Here is an 18085-nt window from a genome sequence, read left to right on the forward strand (position 1 = left end):
GGTGCAGTGGGCAGTCTGGAGCGAACGCGTCTCTTCCCTGCTTTTCCCTGATGTCGCCCCAAATTCCGGTTCTGCTTCTGGAAGGAATGAGCGAGGCCGACCGCAAGGCCTATGTCATTGCCGTCAACAGGCTGGCGGAGCTCGCTGGCTGGGACCGCGAGCTGCTGGCCTGGAGCTGGGCGATCTGTCAGCGCTGGTGCCAGACTTCGACTTTGATGCCATCGGCTTTGAAATCGCGAAGGTTGAAGCGCTGCTGAACGAGGCGAATCCGAAGGAGGTAACCGAAGACGCCGTTGAGGAGCCGGAGCGGAAGGCTCCGCCTGTCATGCGCAAGGGGGATATCCCACCTGCCGAAGCCGAAGAGCAATATTATGCCGTGCTGGACGACGTATTCATGGCTGCGTAACTTAAACCAAATAGCCTCCGGCAAACCCGGGGCGTGTGTGGATGCCTCCCAGATTGCAAGGTGATTTTCTGACTTTGCTCGGCAGAGCGCTTCATCGGTCGTGTGTCAGGCCTCTGGTGTGGCTTGCTGACGCCACGGGCCGTTATGCAGTTCGAACGATCCGGGCCACATCGGTTCAGCGAGCTTGGTTCGCTCTCGCCCCGGGACTGGTTAGCCGCACCGTGAACATTGAAGTCCTTGCCACATAATATCAGTCGATCTCCTTGCCGGGACCAAGGCCCCGAGCGCTATGGCAGTTACGCCATTCACGCCAAACGGTAGTCTTCCTCGCGTGTCATCATCGCCCAGATTGTCCGCGCCATTTTGTTCGCCAGCGCGACGGCAACCACCATCCGCGGTCTGCGGGCCATCAGCCGTCCCAGCCAGTTGTCGGGGAGAACGCCTTTGCGAACAATCCATCGAATCCTGCTCATCGCACCGACAACGAGAAGCTTGCGAATGTCGCTTTGTCCCATTTTGCTCATGGACCCGAGCCGCGCCTTCCCACCCGTCGATCGCTGCTTCGGTACCAGGCCGAGCCATGCCGCAAAGTTTCTGCCGCTGCCGAATGTGCGCAGGTCTGGCGCGAAGGCCATGATCGCGCCGGCGGTCACTGGTCCGACACCCGGTACCGTGCAGAGGCGGCGAAGCTCGGCGCTGACCGTTATAGCCTCTCGTAATCTGAACGAAAGTTCGTCGATTTTGGCAGAGAGGGCGTCGATGTGCTCCAGGTAAAGGCGTGCGATATCCCGGATACTGGCAGGCACGTCGATGTTATCGTTGTCCACCGTCGCGCGGATATCTTTCAGGTGAGGAACGCCTTGGGGGAATACCAGACCGAATTCGGCCAGGTGCCCTCGCAGGGCATTGATGGTCTGCGTACGCTGGCTGACAAAACATTGGTGGGTTCGGTAGGCAACCGCCCGCGCTTGATGTTCCGCACTCTTTACCGCCACGAAATGCAGGTTCGGGCGCACAGCTGCTTCGGCAATGGCCGCCGCATCTGCCGCGTCGTTTTTCTGCCTCTTCACGAACGGTTTTACATAGATCGGTGGGATCAACCGAACCTCATGACCTTCTGCGCCCGCAAACCGGCCCCAGAAGTGGCTCGTCGCGCAAGCTTCCATCGCGACGATGCAGCGAGGCTGACCCTTGAGCAAAGCCTCCAGTTTGGACCGAGAGACCGTCCGATTATATAGAACCGACCCTGCTTGATCGGTCGCGCAGACCTGGAAGCTCCGCTTTGCCAGATCGATCGCCAGCATGTGTGCGTCCGACATATGCTCCTCCTTCGCGCGCCACCATGGCGCTCGTCAGCATCATACGATGCCGGGCGAAGGGAGGCATCCACCGCATCAGTTCAATCACCCTTTCCCATCGGTTCCGATTGCGGCGCCTGTGGCGTGCGAGCCAATCGTTATAGGGCGCCCAGTGATTTGGCTCAGATGGCAAAGATCTTCATCAGCGCCTTGTCGTCGCGCACCAGGGGATGATTGAGCAGGATTTCCACCTGGCGGAAGCCGCGCTGTTCGGTGAGCGAAATAACGCGACACAGTTTTTCGAACTCGTCGTCGCTGTCGATCACCTTCTGCGTGTCGAGGTCATCAATGCTGGTGCGGAATATGATTTCCACGAAGCGATCGATGTGGAGCGGCATCGTGCCTCCGTAGTTCGAACCAACGACGAAACATGAGATAATGCGTGCGTTCGTCGGCACGATGCTTTCGACCGCAGAGATACACCGCCGCGAACGAATGCGGCGGGTGGCTGACGTTACCTTGCATGTTGCAACGCCGCACCTACCCGCTGCACCCCAGGCATCGTCGGCCACTTCGAATTCAGATACCCGACCTGACTATTTCTTAATCTATATCAATATCAATATCAATATCAATGGGAATTTTGAAGACGGGTTATGGGGAAGTACACTATTAAAATTGTAATAACTTGGCAATGGAATGTTAATCTATAATAAAATGTTATTGAAGAAACGGGGGAACTTTCATTTATCATCATCGTTTCCCGATATAGCTCCCTGCCAGGGAGGAAAAAGGGATCAATATATGGATTTGAAAAAATTTGGGCATTCCGCTCGTCGGAATGCTACGTCTTCGCGCGCACTTTTGGGTGCGACTGGCCTTGCAGGTTCGCTCGGAATTTTGATGTTGGCCTTGCCTAATACCGCGCTGGCTCAGAATGAATGCGGCGCGCTGCCTGGGGCCGGCGGTCTGGTTTCCTGTCCTGCATCCGGCAATCCCTATCCGGCCGGCATCACCTACCTTCCCACGGCCGGCCTGACGGTTGTTCTCCCGGCCGACGTTTCCATTCAGACGGCTACGCCTGCAACCCCCGGTGTTCAGATGGTCGGCGCGGGTGATCTGGCAGTCGACGGCAGCGGCGCGTCAATCGCGACCAGCGGCGCGCTTTCCAATGGCGTGACGGTTTCCAGCCTGGGCGGTTCGGCAGACGTGGGACTTGCATCGGTCTCCACGACCGGTGCGGGATCGACGGCGGTCTCCGCCCTATCAGACACCGGGACTGCCAGCGTGATAGCGACCGGCAACGTCACCTCCACCGGTCGCGGTGGAGCAGGCATTTCGGCAGTGTCGGCAACGGGCGATGCATTCGTAACCGCAAACAATGTCAGCACCGTCGCTGCGCTGCCTGCGGACACGGCGACTAGCCGCAGCGCCATTTTCGCGCAGGGCGCCAACGCAGCGGTAATTTCCACCGGCACGGTGACGACGGCGGGTCGTGCTTCCTTGGGTGGAGTCGCCGATGCCATCTCCGTCACGGCGACGGCGGGTAATGCCAGCGCAGTCGTGAATAATGTCGCGGCCAGCGGCGACACGTCGCGCGCGATCGCGGTGACGGCCAGCAACAATGCCAGTGCTACGGTGAATGGGCTGGTTTCGGTTTCAGGCCTCGGCGCAGATGCGTTGGCGGTCACGGGCGGAAATCTCGCGCTGGTCACTGTGGGGCAGGATGGTCGCTTATCAGCGGCTGACGGCAACCTCATCACGCTAACGTCGGTCAATGGCAGCACCCTGTCCAACTCCGGCACGATCGGTTCCAATCCCAATGGTTTGGCGGTCCAGGCGCTTGGCGGTCCGGCAACGATCAACAACAGCGGTTCCTTGTCCAGCGACATTGTCCTGACTGTCGGCAACGATACGGTGAACAACAGCGGCACATTCGTCGTTGGCCCCAACCCCGATTTCGGAGCGGGAACCGACGCCTTCGTCAACACTGGCGTGGTCAGCCTTGGCGCGGGCGCAACGGTGGCGGGTGCATCGACATTCACGGGTCTGGAGAGCTTTTCGAACGCCGGCCTGATCGATCTGCGCAACGGTGTAGTGGGCGATAGCCTCACGCTTCCGGGCACCTTCTCGGGCACGGGCGCAAGCCAGTTGGGCGTCGATGTGCGGGCTGGCGGCAGCGATCGTCTGATCCTGGGTGGCGCTGCCACGGGGACAACGACCGTGCTGCTTGATACGCCGTCCCTTACCGCACCCATCTTCACCTCGGGGGCCGTCATCGTTCAGGCGGGTGCACCGTCCGCGGCGTCGGCTTTTCAGTTCAACGGGGGCTTCCAGAATGCAGGCCTCGTTCGATATGAAGTCGCTTATGACCCGGCTACCCTGTCCTACAGCGTCACGGGCGGACCAAGCGACGCGGCGTTCCGCACGCTCAATTATGTGGATGGCGCCCGCAGCCTGTGGATGAAGTCCGCAGACGTGGTCACCGCGCAACTGCGGTCGCGCCGCGACTCACTCTGGGCCCATGGCGATGCTGCGAACTCCGGCAAGTTCTGGCTACAGATGCACGGATCGGTTGAGGATCGCGGTGGAAGGCGGACGGTGTCCAGCTTTGGGCAGAGCCGTGTCATCAACACAGGCTATAAGCAGGATTATTACGGGGGACAGGCCGGCTTCGACTTCGGTGGTGGCGTTGGTGAAAAGGGTGGCTTCGCCTTCGGTGTGACCGGCGGCTATATAAACTCCTCGCAAAACTTCGCTGCTTCGCCGGACAGGATCACCTTCAACGCGGTGAATGCCGGTGTCTATGGCAGCTTCACCTCGGGCAACATATTTGCAAACGTCCTCGGCAAATATGATCATTATTGGGCCAACGCCAACAGCCCGACCGGCGGCTTCAAACAGAAATTCAATGGCTCCGTCTATGGTGTACGTGGCGAGGTCGGTCTGCGGTTCGGCAGCGACGCCTTCTTCATCGAGCCCGCCGCAAGCCTGTCCTACACGCGCTCGGACATCGACAACTTCTCGGTCCTTGGCACCACTGCGGACTTTAACGAGGACGATGGCCTGCGGGGCCGCATCGGTGGGCGTGTCGGCGGACAGGTGCACATTGGGGACACCGCCGTGCTGGCACCCTATATAGGAGCCAACTATGTCCACGAGTTCAAGGGACGGGACGAGGTAAGCTTTAGCAACGGCGTGCAGACGGTCGCCTTCACCAATGACCGCATGAGGGATTATGGTGAAGCGGTTCTGGGCGTCACCATTGGCCAGACGAGCGGCATTTCCGGCTTCTTGGAGGCCAATTATGTGCGCACTTTCAGCAACGGCGGTGGCTCCAACAGCCTTGAAGGCGCTGGCGGACGGGCGGGCTTGCGCATCCGCTTCTGAATGCACGGGTGCCGCGGTCGATCAGGCTGCGGCACCTGATAGCAAACAGGATCGGAAGACGCCTTTGGCCGGATTTTCATTCTAAGGGGCCGGTCGGGGACGCGACGCTGGCCAGACCATGGGCCTCTAAGGAGTGGCTCCTGGGCAGACTGGGCAGACTGGGCAGACTGGGCAGCTGAAAGCTGCCCTATGTGTTTTGCCCCACGAGGCATCCACCCGTTTCGGTCACTTAGCCATCAACTTTGCATTCTCTTAAGCAGACACTCGACGTGGCCAGAACAACGCTCACAGGGAAGATGGCAATGAACAGCCGATAAAAAAATGCGGAGCATGTCACACGGCCATCCTCTGCCTCGTCATGACGGTATCCAACAGCGATGAAAGGATCCGACACATGAATGACCGCGCTGATGTCTACGCCGCTGGCGGGCCTCTTTTCAAAGCCTGGTACGATCTGTCGATGCAGGTGGAGAAATCCGGTCTCGAAAAAAGCCTGCTGGAACTGGTCAAGATCCGTGCCTCCCAGATCAACGGCTGCGCCAACTGCCTCAACATGCACACGTCCGATGCACGCAAAGCGGGCGAGACGGAGCAGCGCATCTATTTGCTCGGTGCGTGGGCGGAGGCGCCATGCTACAGCGCCCGCGAACGGGCAGCTCTCGGCTGGACCGACTGTCTAACGGAAGTTGCCACGAAGCGGGCACCTGACCATGTTTATGCTGAGCTGGCGTCGGAGTTCAGTGCGGAGGAGCAAGTGCAACTGACGCTGGCGATAAATGTCATAAATGGCTGGAACCGTCTGGCTGTCGGCTTCTGTCTCTACGATCCCGCGCTCGGCTGGCCGTCTTGATCGACGATGGCGTTACCAGCTTCGACACGCAGCGAGCCACCTTGCTGCGCGTCGCCTATCGCATGCTCGGCTCGATGGCCGATGCGGAGGACATGCTGCAGGAAGCCTTCATCCGCTGGGCCAGAACCGACAGGCAAGCTGTGCGCGTCCCCGCCGCTTTTCTCCGCCGCATGGTGACACGCCTCTGCCTCGATCACCTCAAGTCCGCGCGGGTGCGGCGGGAAGACTATATCGGGCCCTGGCTCCCCGACCCGATCGTGGAGGCGGAACCGCTGGAGGATGTCACCCTCCCCCTCATGCTTGCCCTTGAGCGCCTTTCCCCACTCGAACGAGCGGCATTCCTGCTTCACGACCTGTTCGGTGAGAGCTTCGATGATATAGCCCGGTCCGTCGGCCGAGACGCTGCCGCCTGCCGCCAGCTTGCAGCCCGTGCGCGGGAGCATGTACGCAGCGAACGAACGCGATTTCCTGTCGAACGCGATCATGGACTGGCGATCGTTGCAGCCTTTTACGAAGCATCCCGGGCGGGTGACGCCGCAAAGCTCGGCTCACTGCTCGCCGACGATGTGCGCTTCCATTCCGACGGCGGCGGCAGACGTCCAGCGGCAGGCCGTATTCTCGATGGCGCCGTTGAGGTTTTGCGCGGACTATCCGCGATTTTTCGCCTGCGGCGCGGTCATCCTGAGTTGGTCAAGCAGGCCTTCGTGAATGGTCTGCCCGGCTTTGTCACGCGAGAGGCAGATGGCATATTGCAGACGACAGCTCTGCTCATCGAAAACGACCAAGTGAAAGCAATCTATGTCATGCGGAACCCCGACAAGCTCCGGCACGTGGAAAAACTGATCCACTAATTGCTGCAACATATATCATGTATCGAACGGCGATCGACTACAGATGTTGGCGCGATGGAATCAATCCACGGAAAGGTCGTTATTCAGCAGATAGATCACACGAGATTTGCCCTGCGCTGCGGTGCCAGCAAGCCCCTTTTACCAGAATTAATTCGTCGCCGAAGGAGCTGAGGAGCGCCTCGGGCTTTGTGCGGTGAAGCACTCGTAAAGCAAAGACTTCCCATGAAGATCGCGATCTCGACCGAGCTCAACTACTACGTGCCTGAAAAGGCCGATCTGCTGCTGCAGCTGGAGGCGGCGATCATCCCTGAACAGCGGGTGCTCGACGCGTACATCCAGCTGCCGCCAACGGAACACTTTGCACGTATCGCGGGGCACGACACCATCGGCGACCGAATCTGGCTGCGCACCCAGGGTCAGCTGACTGTGCGATACGACGCCATGGTCGAGATCAACCGGCTGACGGCCGACATCGCCCAGTTCGACGCGGTGCCCCCGCACCGTTTGCCGGGTGAGGTAATCGAGTACATCCTGCCCTCTCGCTACTGCGCCTCGGACGAGTTTCAGCCCATCGTTTCTGACCTGTTCGGTGACACCATCGGCGGGCAGCGCGTGGCTGCGATCCGTGATTGGATCGCGGCGAATCTGATTTACGAGGCGGGCAGCTCGACCGCAGCAACCGGTGCCATGGACACCTACCATTCGCGTGATGGTGTCTGCCGCGACTTCGCGCACCTGATGATCAGCATGACAAGGGCGAGCGCCATCCCTGCGCGCTTCTGCAGCGTTTACGGCATCGGCGTGGAACCGCAAGACTTCCACGCTGTGGCCGAAGTCTTCCTCGACAACACCTGGTACATGATAGATCCGACGGGCATGTCTACGCCCGACACGATGGCGAAGATCGGCGTCGGCCGCGATGCCGCCGACGTGTCATTCCTTACCAGCTACGGCAGTGTCGAGATGCAAAGCCAATCGCTTCAGGTAACCCCGGTGACCTAAAGACCGTCCGGGTCAATTCTGCGAGGATGGTTTGTCCAGACCCCCACCGGAATTGATACGCGTTCTTCCATCTATTCGCGCTTCAAGCCGGCCGCACGACGACGCGGACGTCTGGCGCATCAAATGGGAGCGACGGTCTACCCCATGAGCTCGCAGGGGCTTCCGACCCATCCCGGTTGTTCAGCCGCTAATTTTCCGTTCTCAACTGCGGTCGGTCTGCTTCTTCATTCTGCATGCCCAAGACTGGCCGATTTCGGACTGACGCGTTCGGAGCGGAGATGTAGGGATCGCGGCCGTTCATATGGCTTTGACTATCGCCCCTAGTCGCCGTTGGCATCGACTGTGAAAATCATCGTTTTACCTCGTGACGCAGGATCCCATCCTGCCAATAACGCCGCCCGCACGCCCCGTGCGGCAATCGTGTCGTTGATGTGGGAACGCCCTTTCGGCAATCCTTTCATCAGGCGCTTGGGCGTAGGAAATTCCAGTATGGCCTCGCGCGGCATGTCTTGCTGACGCAACGAGACAGTCATGCCCTTCCAGCCATCACCAGAGGATAGCTGGGGCTCGCTCAGCAGTTCCCAGTCATATTTGAATCCGTCGATTTCGACTGTGCCGCCATGGCTGCGGATATTGGACATGGTTCGCCCCTAGCATGCAGATGTCGGTACTTCACCCCCTTCACTGATAGTGCAGCGTCTTCCCGAACCCCTCATTCGCCTTGGTCATCCTGGCCAGCTTCCTGAGGTGACTGCGAACATGCCGCTCGAACCGTATATCGTCATGGATGCTCGTCGCCGGATATTCGTCCTGGCCGATCAGTTCCTTAAGGCGATTGGCGAACGCGGCCTGCTTTTGGGGGCAATCGCCATGCCTCAGCGCGCGACAAACCCACTCCTCGGCAGCGGCCTTGTCATAGTCGTCGCGCGCCTCATAACCGCGCCGGTCCGCCGCCGCCTGATCCAGCCTTGACGCCTCAATCCGGCGTTCCAGCCACATGCGGACCTGTTCTCCGTCCCATGGTTTCAATGAATCCGTCATCGCTGTTTCCCATTCCAGTTCTCGGCAAGGCGCGGAGCGATATACTTGCCCGAATAATGCAGCAGTGCGCATCGCTATAGCCGACAGACAATCAGGCGGTTAAATCGACCCCATGGCCCGCAAGCGTTCGAAATACGATCCCTATGACCATCTCCCACAGGAAGATGAGGCCCCTGAAGCCCCCGTGCCCTGTTGGCTGTGCGGCCGACCAACCGGCAAGACCATCGTCTGGCATCACCCCATACCCAAGAGCCGCGGCGGGCGCGATGTCGTGCCGATGCACTCCATTTGCCAGCAGACGCTGATTGCCAACTTCACCAATTCCGAACTTCAACGCCACGGGATGGAGGTGGCGGGCCTGTTGGAAAATCACAACGTGCGCAAATTCGTCGACTGGGTGGCGAAGAAGGATCCGGACTTCACGGCGACCATCGCGAAGAAGCAACGCTGATTGGGCGGACTGTCGGAGCTACAGTCCCTCGTTCGATAACAGGAGTCATGACCTCCTGGACCCAGGGAATGGAAGAGCGGTGGTCAGAAAGCGGCAGTGCGGATCAGACCGAAGGGATCGCATTCGCATCGCGCAATCTCGCGACCTTGAGATCAAGAAGGTTTTTTGCTAGCGGCTCTGGCTTCAACGGCAAATACGACGTGCCTTTGCAACACGCGGTGCCTCATCGAAATCGAATGTTCAAGGATAAACATTGCCTTCCTATAAAGCTCCCTCGTTCCAAGACCGTATTGCCGCAGCAGGATCGGCCAAGCAAAAGGCCTTGGATGCACTGAAAGCCAAGCCGCCCATCGACGAGGCAGTTATGGCGGAACGGCGCCGAGCGCGCGAAGCGCAGGATCAAGCAATTGCAATCGAGCGGGCGGCCAAGGCTGAAGCCGCTGCTTTAGCCAAAGCTCAAAAGGCGGAACGCAGAGCGGCCGAGCAGGCGGCGGAAGCTGAAAAACAAGCCGCCGCTGAGGCTGCGGCAGCACTCAAGGCCGCCAGGCTGACGCCCCCCAGCGCTGCTGAAATGAAGGCCGCTCGGGATGCTCGCTACGCTGCGCGCAAAGCTCGAAATAAATAGCTGATGCCGCCCTCCTGCAGGAGGGCTGCGAGGATGCCCGACGCGCACCGTCCAGGGCGAGTTGCTCAGGGCAACGTGCCGACACGCAGCATCCACGCTAATTCTGGAGAACAGTATGGCCGATTTGTATCAGAAGGCATTGGAGTCGGAACGCCGAAGCCTGTGGGCCGAATGCAGGCTGAAAGGCCTTGCAAAGGATACTCCGGAGCGCATCCGTATAGCGGAACTGGACGAATTGCTTGCGAAGCATAAAGCCAAGAAAGGCGGCGGATCTGCTCCGTCCGGCCCTGAGGCGGAAATTCCATGAACGGTTACATCAAATTCGAGACGCCCGATGGCGATGTCCTCGCCATTAATGCAGACCGTGTCAGCTTTGTTCGACGTTACAGAGGAACTGATCAAGCCAGCGCCATTAATTTCGAAAAGGGGCATTACATCGTCGTCAGGGGCGACCTCGATGCAGTAATGGAAGCGCTCGCCGAGGCGTAATTCGCTGAGTTTGACCCTTTGTAGCCGTTCGGCCGCCAAATTTCCGGCCCTAGCTGCGGACCAGCCGCTTTTTCAACTCCTGCATTCTGGGATGGCCGTTTGCTGACTGCGACTTTCCGGGCAGCGGGAGCCGGAAGCTGCCGCTCCGCCGCGACCATCGTACGATGCAACAAAATCGGCAATAGGGTTGCGGAGATAAATTCTAGATCAGGTTGAAAACTACGCAGCCTGAGCAGATGCGAGGATAGCATCTCCGACCCACGTTCCCAAAAACCACGCCGCCAAACCCTGCGGAACTGCGCCATTTCGCAGGCCCAGCATGCCCGAAGGCGAAAATTAGTTACCTTGTCAAACTGAATGGTGCGGTCGAGAAGACTCGAACTTCCACGGCCTTTCGGCCACAACGACCTCAACGTTGCGCGTCTACCAATTCCGCCACGACCGCACATCTGAAGGGAAACCGGCGGTGCCGGTGCCTTGGTAGGAGGCGGCCCTTAGCAAAGGCCTTGGACCCATGCAACAACCGATCTTCATGTGCGTTTCTTTTGCCGGGTGTTGGCGATGATTCAGGCGAGCGCGGAAGAGGAGAAGGTCGCATGTCCCCCCGTTTCTGGTTGTTCAGCCTGGCGAGCGCGGGGGCCGCGTTGGTCAGTGGGCTAGGCCTTGGCCTCTACGCGACGACGCCGCCACGGCTGTCCTTCACCGATGTGCAATCCTCCTCCTATCCCGCGTCACCCATCTCGGTCACGCAATCGGAAAGCAGCACCGATCTCGCCGGGCCTCAGGAGATCAACTGCAAGGGGTGCGGCCCGACCCTCGCAGACCGGCAAATGGCAAGCATGACTGCGGGCTGGAGCGGCTATGATGATCCGGTTGTGCAGCATTATGAAGCGCAGGATCAGCAAGCCGACGATTGGCAACCGCTTGAGGATGCCCCGCCATCGCCGATGCACAGACTGCCAGCCAACATAGACCGGTTTGCGAACGGTGACGATGCGCAGCCGCAGCCGACGCAACTGGCGCAAGGCAATGGCGCGAAATTCGATTCTGCGCCTGCCGTTTCACCCGTTCCCTATTAGGCAAAGCAGCGCAGCGGCCCGACGCACTGGCTGACCCAAGCAAAAGGGGAGGAAAGCGCTCTGCCTTTCCTCCCCCTCATCCTATTCCGCAGCCACCACCTCGGCGCTTGCATCGCTCAAAGGATGGGTCAGCCGGTGCACCATCTCCTTGGGGCAAACCTGCCAGAAATGACGCCGCCAGCGATCCCAATCATCCAGGATCGTGTTCGACCATTTGCTGTCGGTCGTGACCGCATGCTCGGCGATCAGCGCCTTTAGCTGCGCTTCCCAATGGGCGCTTTCCAGCCGCTGCCAGATGATGTTTTCCGGGTTGGCGCGTCGTTCGAAGCTGCCGTCCTCGTCCAGGATGAAGGCCATGCCGCCGGTCATGCCCGCGCCGAAGTTCGCGCCGGTCTTGCCCAGGATCACCGCCGTGCCGCCGGTCATATATTCGCAGCCATTGGCGCCGCAACCCTCGACCACCACCTGCGCGCCCGAGTTGCGGACGGCAAAGCGCTCGCCTGCCTGTCCCGCCGCGAACAGCTTGCCCGCGGTCGCGCCGTAGAGGACGGTGTTGCCGATGATGGTGTTGTCCTTGCTCGTCAGCGGCGAGGAAACCGTCGTGCGCACGACGATGGTGCCGCCCGACAGGCCCTTGCCCACATAATCATTAGCATCGCCAAAGACTTCCAGCGTGATGCCCTTGCACAGGAACGCGCCCAGCGACTGACCGGCCGACCCCCGCAGCCGCACGGTCAGGTGCCCGTCCGCTAGGGCAGACATGCCGAACCGCTCGGTCACCGCCGCCGACAGACGGGTGCCAACCGCACGATGCGTGTTGCGCACCGTATAGGTCAGCTGCATCTTCTCGCCACGCTCGAACACCGCCTTGGCATCGCGCATCATCTGCGCGTCCAGGCTGTCGGGCACCTCGTTGCGCCATGCGGTGAGGCTGAAGCGCCGCTGGTCATCAGGCGCGTCCACCTTGGCCAGGATGGGGTTCAAATCGAGGTCGTCGAGATGCTCGGCACCGCGATTAACCTGCTTCAGCAGTTCCGTGCGCCCGATCACTTCGTCCAGGCTGCGATAGCCCAGCCGCGCCAGCACTTCGCGCACTTCCTCGGCGATGAAGGTCATGAGGTTGATGACCTTCTCCGGCGTACCGGTGAACTTCTCGCGCAGCTTCTCATCCTGCACGCACACGCCCACGGGGCAGGTGTTGCTGTGGCACTGGCGCACCATGATGCAGCCCATCGCCACTAGCGACAGCGTACCGATGCCGAACTCCTCCGCGCCCAGGATCGCCGCGATCACGATGTCGCGCCCGGTCTTTAGGCCCCCGTCCGTGCGCAGCTTCACCCGATGGCGCAGGCCATTGAGCGTCAGCACCTGATTGGCTTCGGAAAGCCCCATTTCCCACGGCGTGCCGGCATATTTGATCGATGTCTGCGGCGAAGCGCCGGTGCCGCCGACATGGCCCGCGATCAGGATGACGTCGGCATGCGCCTTCGCCACGCCAGCCGCGACCGTGCCGATACCGGCCTGACTGACCAGCTTCACGCACACCCGCGCGCGCGGGTTGATCTGCTTGCAGTCGTAGATGAGCTGCGCGAGATCCTCGATCGAGTAGATGTCATGGTGCGGCGGCGGCGAGATCAGCGTCACGCCGGGCGTCGAGTGGCGCAGCTTCGCGATGAACTCGGTCACCTTGAAACCGGGCAGCTGGCCCCCTTCGCCGGGCTTGGCGCCCTGCGCGACCTTGATCTCGATCTCCTCGGCGGACCCCAAATATTCGGCATGAACGCCAAAGCGGCCAGACGCGATCTGCTTGATCACGCTGTTCGCATTGTCGCCGTTCTCATAGGGCTTGAACCGGGTCGCATCCTCGCCGCCTTCGCCCGACACAGCCTTTGCGCCGATCCGGTTCATCGCGATCGCCAGCGTTTCATGCGCTTCCGGCGACAGCGCGCCCAGCGACATGCCGGGCGTCACAAACCGCTTGCGGATTTCGGTCGTGGCCTCAACCTCGTCGATCGGCACCGCCTCCCGCGCGAAGTTGAACTCCAGCAGGTCGCGCAGATAGACCGGCGGCAAATCCCGCACGCCGCGCGAGAATTGCAGATAGGTCGAATAGCTGTCCGTCCCGACCGCCGTCTGCAACAGGTGCATCAGCTGCGCGGAATAAGCGTGGCTCTCCCCGCCATTGCGCTGGCGATAAAAGCCGCCGACCGGCAGGCGCACGACCGCGCTGTCATAGGCCGCCTCATGCCGCAGCACGGCATTATGATGCAGCGACGCATAGCCTTCGCCCGAAATCTTCGCGGGCATGCCGGGGAACAGGTCGTTGACCAGCGCGCGGGACAGGCCCACCGCTTCGAAATTATAGCCGCCCCGATAGCTGCTGATGACGGCAATGCCCATCTTGGACATGATCTTCAGCAGGCCTTCGTTGATGGCGACGCGGAACCGTTCGAAGCAGGCTTCCAGCGTCAAATCGCCGAACAGGCCGCGCGCATGGCGGTCGGAAATGCTGGCCTCAGCGAGATAGGCGTTCACCGTGGTTGCACCGACGCCGATCAACACCGCGAAGTAATGGGTGTCGAGCGCTTCGGCGCAGCGCACGTTGATCGACGCATAGCTGCGCAGCCCCTTGCGGACGAGATGCGTGTGCACCGCCGCCGCCGCAAGTACGCCCGCAATGGCGACTCGTTCAGGATTGATATGCTCGTCCGTCAGGAAGATTTCGGTGCGGCCTTCACGCACGGCCTGCTCCGCCTCCTCGCGGACGCGCGCAATTGCCGCACGCAGCTGTTCCTGCCCGCCTTCCGCCGGGAAGGTGCAGTCGATTTCGGCCACAGCCGGGCCGAAATGCGCCTTCAACCGCGCCCATTCGGACGAGACCAGCACCGGCGATTCCAACACCAGCACATGGCTGTTCTGCGTATCCTGCTCCAATATGTTGTGCAGATTGGAAAAGCGCGTGCGCAGACTCATCACATGCCGTTCGCGCAAGCTGTCGATCGGCGGGTTGGTGACCTGGCTGAAATTCTGGCGGAAGAAATGGCTGACCGTGCGCGGCTTGTCGGAAATGACGGCCAGCGGCGTGTCATCACCCATCGATCCGACGGCTTCCTTCGCATCCTCGACCATCGGGGCGAGGATCAGCTCCATATCCTCCAGCGTCAGGTTTGCGGCAACCTGGCGGCGCGTCAGCTCGGCCTTGTCCCACGCGGGCAGGGCGCTGGCGGTCTGCGGCAGATCGCCGACCTTCATGAAGTCCTTGATCAACTCGGCATAGGGCCGCTCGCCCGCAATCTGGTCCTTGATCGCGCGGTCGTCATAGATTGCGCCTTCCTGCAAATCGACGGCGATCATCTGCCCGGGACCCATGCGGCCCTTCTTGACGATGGTGGTTTCGGGCACGACGACCATGCCGGTTTCCGACCCCACGATCAGCAGGTTGTCGCCGGTCAGTGTGTAGCGCAGCGGCCGCAGCGCATTGCGATCGACGCCCGCCACGACCCAGCGGCCATCCGTCATCGCCAGCGCGGCGGGGCCGTCCCACGGTTCCATCACGGAAGCGAGATATTCATACATATCGACATGCGCCTGTGGCGTTTCGCCAGCAGCGGCCTGCCAAGCTTCCGGCACCAGCATCAGCTTCGCCGTCGGCGCATCGCGGCCAGACCGGCAGATCGCCTCGAACACGGCGTCGAGCGCGGCGGTATCCGACGCACCAGCCGGGATCACCGGCTTGATGTCTTCGGAGTGATCCCCGAAGGCCAGCGAGGCCATTTTGATCTCGTGGCTCTTCATCCAATTCTTGTTGCCGCGAATGGTGTTGATCTCACCATTATGCGCGAGCGTGCGGAACGGCTGGGCCAGCCACCATTGCGGGAAGGTGTTGGTCGAATAACGCTGGTGGAAGATCGCCACCCGACTCTCGAACCGCTCGTCCCGCAGGTCCGGGTAGAAGACCGACAGCGATTCCGCGAGGAACAGTCCCTTGTAGATGATCGACCGGCACGACAGGCTACAGATGTAGAAATCCTGTATCTGCGCCGCGATCACCTTCTTCTCGATCCGGCGGCGGATGAGGTAAAGGTCCTTCTCAAACTCGACCTGATCGCGCTCCTCCGGCATCGGCCCGGCGATCATGATCTGCTCGATCTCGGGACGAGTGCGCTGCGCCTTCTCGCCAATGACGGAGACGTCAACCGGCACCTGACGCCAGCCATAGATGGTGTAGCCCGCTTCGATGATCTCGGATTCAACGATCGTGCGGCAAGTCTCCTGCGCGCTCAAATCCGTGCGCGGCAGGAAGATCATGCCGACAGCCAGCCGGTTGGGCAGAGGCTTGTGCCCCGAATCCGCGATCGCATCGTCAAAGAAGCGCACCGGCAGATCGACATGAATGCCCGCGCCATCGCCGGTCTTGCCATCGGCATCGACCGCGCCACGGTGCCACACGGCCTTCAGCGCATCGATCGCCGAAGCGACCACGCGGCGGCTCGCGCGGCCATCCGTCGCGGCGACAAGGCCGACGCCGCAGGCATCGCCTTCAAATTCTGGGCGGTACATGCCTTCACGCGCGAGGCGGATGCGTTCGCTTTCCGTGGTCATGATGAACTTCCCTTGATCTTCTGTGACGCGGCCCACTCTTCGACCGCTTGTTTGATTTTGGCCTCCAGAGCAGGCTGATGCTCGCTGGATGCCTTAAGGCCGATCTGCGCCAGTCGCGGCATCATCTGTGGCATGACACTTTGCGCCTTGCGCATCACAGGATCAGTTTGGAGGACGGCTAAGCGTTGTAACTCTGCTACACTGAAATAATCCGCATAGATCTGCGCCGCGTCATCGAGCGCCGTCCGCTTCATATCAGCAAGCATCGCTACCAGTTCCTCGTTCACGACACGGCGTAATGTCTGTTTCAGATCGGCGGGCATGGTGATGCCCAACTTCGATTCTTGCTGGACGACATTATGTTCGAAAGCAGTAGTAGCCATCGCCAGACCCGTCTGTTCCATCTGCCGCTCAAAGTCGGTGGCCACCAGCAGGTCGCGCGCAGCCGCGAGGGCGGCCAGCCGGTCGCCGGTTTGGGCGCTCGCTGGTGCGACTGCAAAGGCCAGGGCCAGGGGGATAGCAATCAGCCTCATGCCGCTTGTCTCTCGCTGACCGCAGCCTTGGCCTTCGCCTTCAGATAACGGTGCATATGCTCGGTCACATCACGGCCGTCGCGGATCGCCCATACGACCAGCGAAGCGCCCCGCACGATGTCGCCAGCGGCGAACACGCCGTCCATCGACGTCATCATCGTCTTGTGATCGACGCGCAGCGTGCCCCAGCGGGTGACCGACAGATCCTCCGCGCCGAACAGCTTGGGCAACTCTTCGGGATCATAGCCTAGCGCCTTGATGACGAGATCGGCGTCCAGCGTGTGTTCGGTGCCCGGATCGGCCTCCGGCGCGCGGCGGCCCGAAGCGTCGGGCTGGCCGAGGCGCATCTTCGTCACCTTGACGCCGGTGACATGTTCCGTGCCCTCGAACGCGATCGGGGCGGAAAGCCAGACGAACTCGACGCCTTCCTCCTCCGCATTCTGAACCTCGCGTTGCGAGCCCGGCATATTCTCCCGGTCGCGGCGGTAGAGGCACTTCACCGAAGTCGCACCCTGACGCACGGCCGTGCGGACGCAGTCCATCGCCGTGTCACCGCCCCCGATGACGACCACCTTCTTGCCATTGGCATGCAGCGATCCGTCCTCATGCTCCGGCACTGCGTCACCGAACCCGGCCTTGTTGGAAGCGATGAGGAAGTCGAGCGCCTTGACCACGCCCGGCGCGCCGACCCCCGGCGCCTTGATGTCGCGCGGTTTGTAGACGCCGGTGGCGATCAGGATGGCGTCATGGCGGCTGCGCAATTCTTCCATCGACGCATCGCGGCCGACCTCAAAGCCTTCATGGAAGACGATGCCGCCATCCTTCAGGCGCTGGACCCGGCGCATGACCACATCCTTTTCCAGCTTGAAGCCGGGAATGCCATAGGTCAGCAGCCCGCCCGCGCGGTCGTGCCGGTCATAGACATGCACCTCATAGCCCGCCACGCGCAGATATTCGGCGGTTGTGAGCCCCGCCGGACCCGCCCCGATCACGCCCACCGACTGACCCAGCGGCTTGCCAGGAACCAGCGGCTCAACCCAGCCTTCTTTCCAGGCGGTGTCGGTGATGAACTTTTCAACAGAGCCGATCGTGACCGCGCCATGGCCCGAAAACTCAATAACGCAATTGCCTTCGCACAGCCGGTCCTGCGGACAGATGCGGCCGCAGATCTCCGGCATCGTGCTGGTCAGGTTCGACAGCTCATAGGCTTCGCGCAGCCGTCCCTCGGCCGTCAGGCGCAGCCAGTCGGGGATATGATTGTGCAACGGGCAATGCGTCGCGCAATAAGGCACGCCACATTGCGAGCAACGCGCCGCCTGCTCTTCCGCTCGCTCCAGAAGAAAGCTGCTGCTGATCTCCAGGAAATCGTCGGCGCGATCGTCGGCCGAACGCTTCTCGGGATAGGCTTGGCCCGTTCCCACGAATTTCAGCATCGGATTGTCAGCCATGATGAGTCCCTAAAATCTGT

Annotated in this window: 17 protein-coding genes and 1 tRNA gene; 10 read left to right on the forward strand and 8 right to left on the reverse strand. The window is 61.0% G+C overall.

Annotated features, from left to right (window positions below):
• Positions 1-196 precede the first annotated feature (196 nt).
• Positions 197-406 (forward strand): hypothetical protein, encoded by a 210-nt coding sequence (locus ACWNC0_RS07720; RefSeq protein ID WP_449470743.1) that lies wholly within the window; start codon positions 197-199, stop codon positions 404-406.
• Positions 407-711: 305 nt separating this feature from the next.
• Here the strand turns inward: ACWNC0_RS07720 and ACWNC0_RS07725 are convergent, their stop codons facing one another.
• Positions 712-1725: an IS110 family transposase gene (locus ACWNC0_RS07725; protein WP_449470744.1), complete on the reverse strand. Its 1014-nt coding sequence runs from the start codon at positions 1723-1725 to the stop codon at positions 712-714.
• A gap of 161 nt (positions 1726-1886) precedes the next feature.
• A complete protein-coding gene (locus ACWNC0_RS07730) occupies positions 1887-2276 on the reverse strand; it encodes a hypothetical protein (RefSeq protein ID WP_449470746.1) in 390 nt (129 codons plus the stop codon).
• Positions 2277-2607: 331 nt separating this feature from the next.
• Here ACWNC0_RS07730 and ACWNC0_RS07735 point away from each other — a divergent pair, with 331 nt between their 5' ends.
• From ACWNC0_RS07735 to ACWNC0_RS07750, 4 genes are all read left to right on the forward strand, one after another.
• Positions 2608-5094 carry an autotransporter domain-containing protein gene (locus ACWNC0_RS07735; RefSeq protein ID WP_449470747.1) on the forward strand — a complete coding sequence of 829 codons (2487 nt, stop codon included), beginning with the start codon at positions 2608-2610 and terminating at the stop codon, positions 5092-5094.
• A gap of 394 nt (positions 5095-5488) precedes the next feature.
• On the forward strand, positions 5489-5944 hold the full coding sequence (locus tag ACWNC0_RS07740) for a carboxymuconolactone decarboxylase family protein (protein ID WP_449470749.1): 456 nt from the start codon (positions 5489-5491) through the stop codon (positions 5942-5944).
• A complete protein-coding gene (locus ACWNC0_RS07745) occupies positions 5944-6795 on the forward strand; it encodes a sigma-70 family RNA polymerase sigma factor (protein WP_449474568.1) in 852 nt (283 codons plus the stop codon). Before ACWNC0_RS07740 ends, ACWNC0_RS07745 begins: the two co-directional genes overlap by 1 nt.
• Before the next feature lie 222 nt (positions 6796-7017).
• Positions 7018-7797 (forward strand): transglutaminase-like domain-containing protein, encoded by a 780-nt coding sequence (locus tag ACWNC0_RS07750; RefSeq protein ID WP_449470750.1) that lies wholly within the window; start codon positions 7018-7020, stop codon positions 7795-7797.
• 320 nt (positions 7798-8117) lie between these two features.
• Here ACWNC0_RS07750 and ACWNC0_RS07755 read toward each other — a convergent pair whose 3' ends face one another.
• Together ACWNC0_RS07755 and ACWNC0_RS07760 are read right to left on the reverse strand one after the other, a co-directional pair.
• On the reverse strand, positions 8118-8438 hold the full coding sequence (locus ACWNC0_RS07755; protein WP_449470751.1) for a hypothetical protein: 321 nt from the start codon (positions 8436-8438) through the stop codon (positions 8118-8120).
• Positions 8439-8478: 40 nt separating this feature from the next.
• Positions 8479-8838 (reverse strand): hypothetical protein, encoded by a 360-nt coding sequence (locus tag ACWNC0_RS07760; protein ID WP_449470753.1) that lies wholly within the window; start codon positions 8836-8838, stop codon positions 8479-8481.
• A 112-nt stretch (positions 8839-8950) separates the two neighbouring features.
• Between ACWNC0_RS07760 and ACWNC0_RS07765 the strand changes: the two genes are divergently transcribed.
• From ACWNC0_RS07765 to ACWNC0_RS07780, 4 genes are all read left to right on the forward strand, one after another.
• Positions 8951-9289 carry a hypothetical protein gene (locus ACWNC0_RS07765; protein WP_449470754.1) on the forward strand — a complete coding sequence of 113 codons (339 nt, stop codon included), beginning with the start codon at positions 8951-8953 and terminating at the stop codon, positions 9287-9289.
• A 253-nt stretch (positions 9290-9542) separates the two neighbouring features.
• Positions 9543-9914 (forward strand): DUF6481 family protein, encoded by a 372-nt coding sequence (locus ACWNC0_RS07770; RefSeq protein WP_449470756.1) that lies wholly within the window; start codon positions 9543-9545, stop codon positions 9912-9914.
• A gap of 115 nt (positions 9915-10029) precedes the next feature.
• A complete protein-coding gene (locus tag ACWNC0_RS07775; protein WP_449470757.1) occupies positions 10030-10221 on the forward strand; it encodes a hypothetical protein in 192 nt (63 codons plus the stop codon).
• The gene (locus ACWNC0_RS07780) at positions 10218-10403 is read left to right on the forward strand and encodes a hypothetical protein (protein WP_449470759.1); all 186 of its coding nucleotides are present in this window, start codon (positions 10218-10220) and stop codon (positions 10401-10403) included. The genes ACWNC0_RS07775 and ACWNC0_RS07780 overlap by 4 nt, the downstream gene beginning before the upstream one ends.
• 358 nt (positions 10404-10761) lie before the next feature.
• Here the strand turns inward: ACWNC0_RS07780 and ACWNC0_RS07785 are convergent.
• Positions 10762-10848 (reverse strand) — tRNA-Leu (locus ACWNC0_RS07785).
• 151 nt (positions 10849-10999) lie between these two features.
• Here ACWNC0_RS07785 and ACWNC0_RS07790 point away from each other — a divergent pair.
• The gene (locus ACWNC0_RS07790) at positions 11000-11482 is read left to right on the forward strand and encodes a hypothetical protein (protein WP_449470761.1); all 483 of its coding nucleotides are present in this window, start codon (positions 11000-11002) and stop codon (positions 11480-11482) included.
• Positions 11483-11563: 81 nt separating this feature from the next.
• On the opposite strand, the gene gltB is transcribed toward ACWNC0_RS07790, so the two are convergent.
• The 3 genes from gltB to ACWNC0_RS07805 are packed head-to-tail and all read right to left on the reverse strand — an operon-like array spanning position 11564 to position 18065.
• Complete coding sequence (gene gltB, locus ACWNC0_RS07795; protein WP_449470762.1) at positions 11564-16084, reverse strand: glutamate synthase large subunit; 4521 nt, start codon at positions 16082-16084, stop codon at positions 11564-11566.
• On the reverse strand, positions 16081-16617 hold the full coding sequence (locus ACWNC0_RS07800; protein WP_449470763.1) for a hypothetical protein: 537 nt from the start codon (positions 16615-16617) through the stop codon (positions 16081-16083). Before ACWNC0_RS07800 ends, gltB begins: the two co-directional genes overlap by 4 nt.
• The gene (locus ACWNC0_RS07805; RefSeq protein ID WP_449470764.1) at positions 16614-18065 is read right to left on the reverse strand and encodes an NAD(P)-dependent oxidoreductase; all 1452 of its coding nucleotides are present in this window, start codon (positions 18063-18065) and stop codon (positions 16614-16616) included. The genes ACWNC0_RS07800 and ACWNC0_RS07805 overlap by 4 nt, the downstream gene beginning before the upstream one ends.
• Positions 18066-18085 lie beyond the last annotated feature (20 nt).

The organism is Sphingobium chungangianum, assembly GCF_977014255.1.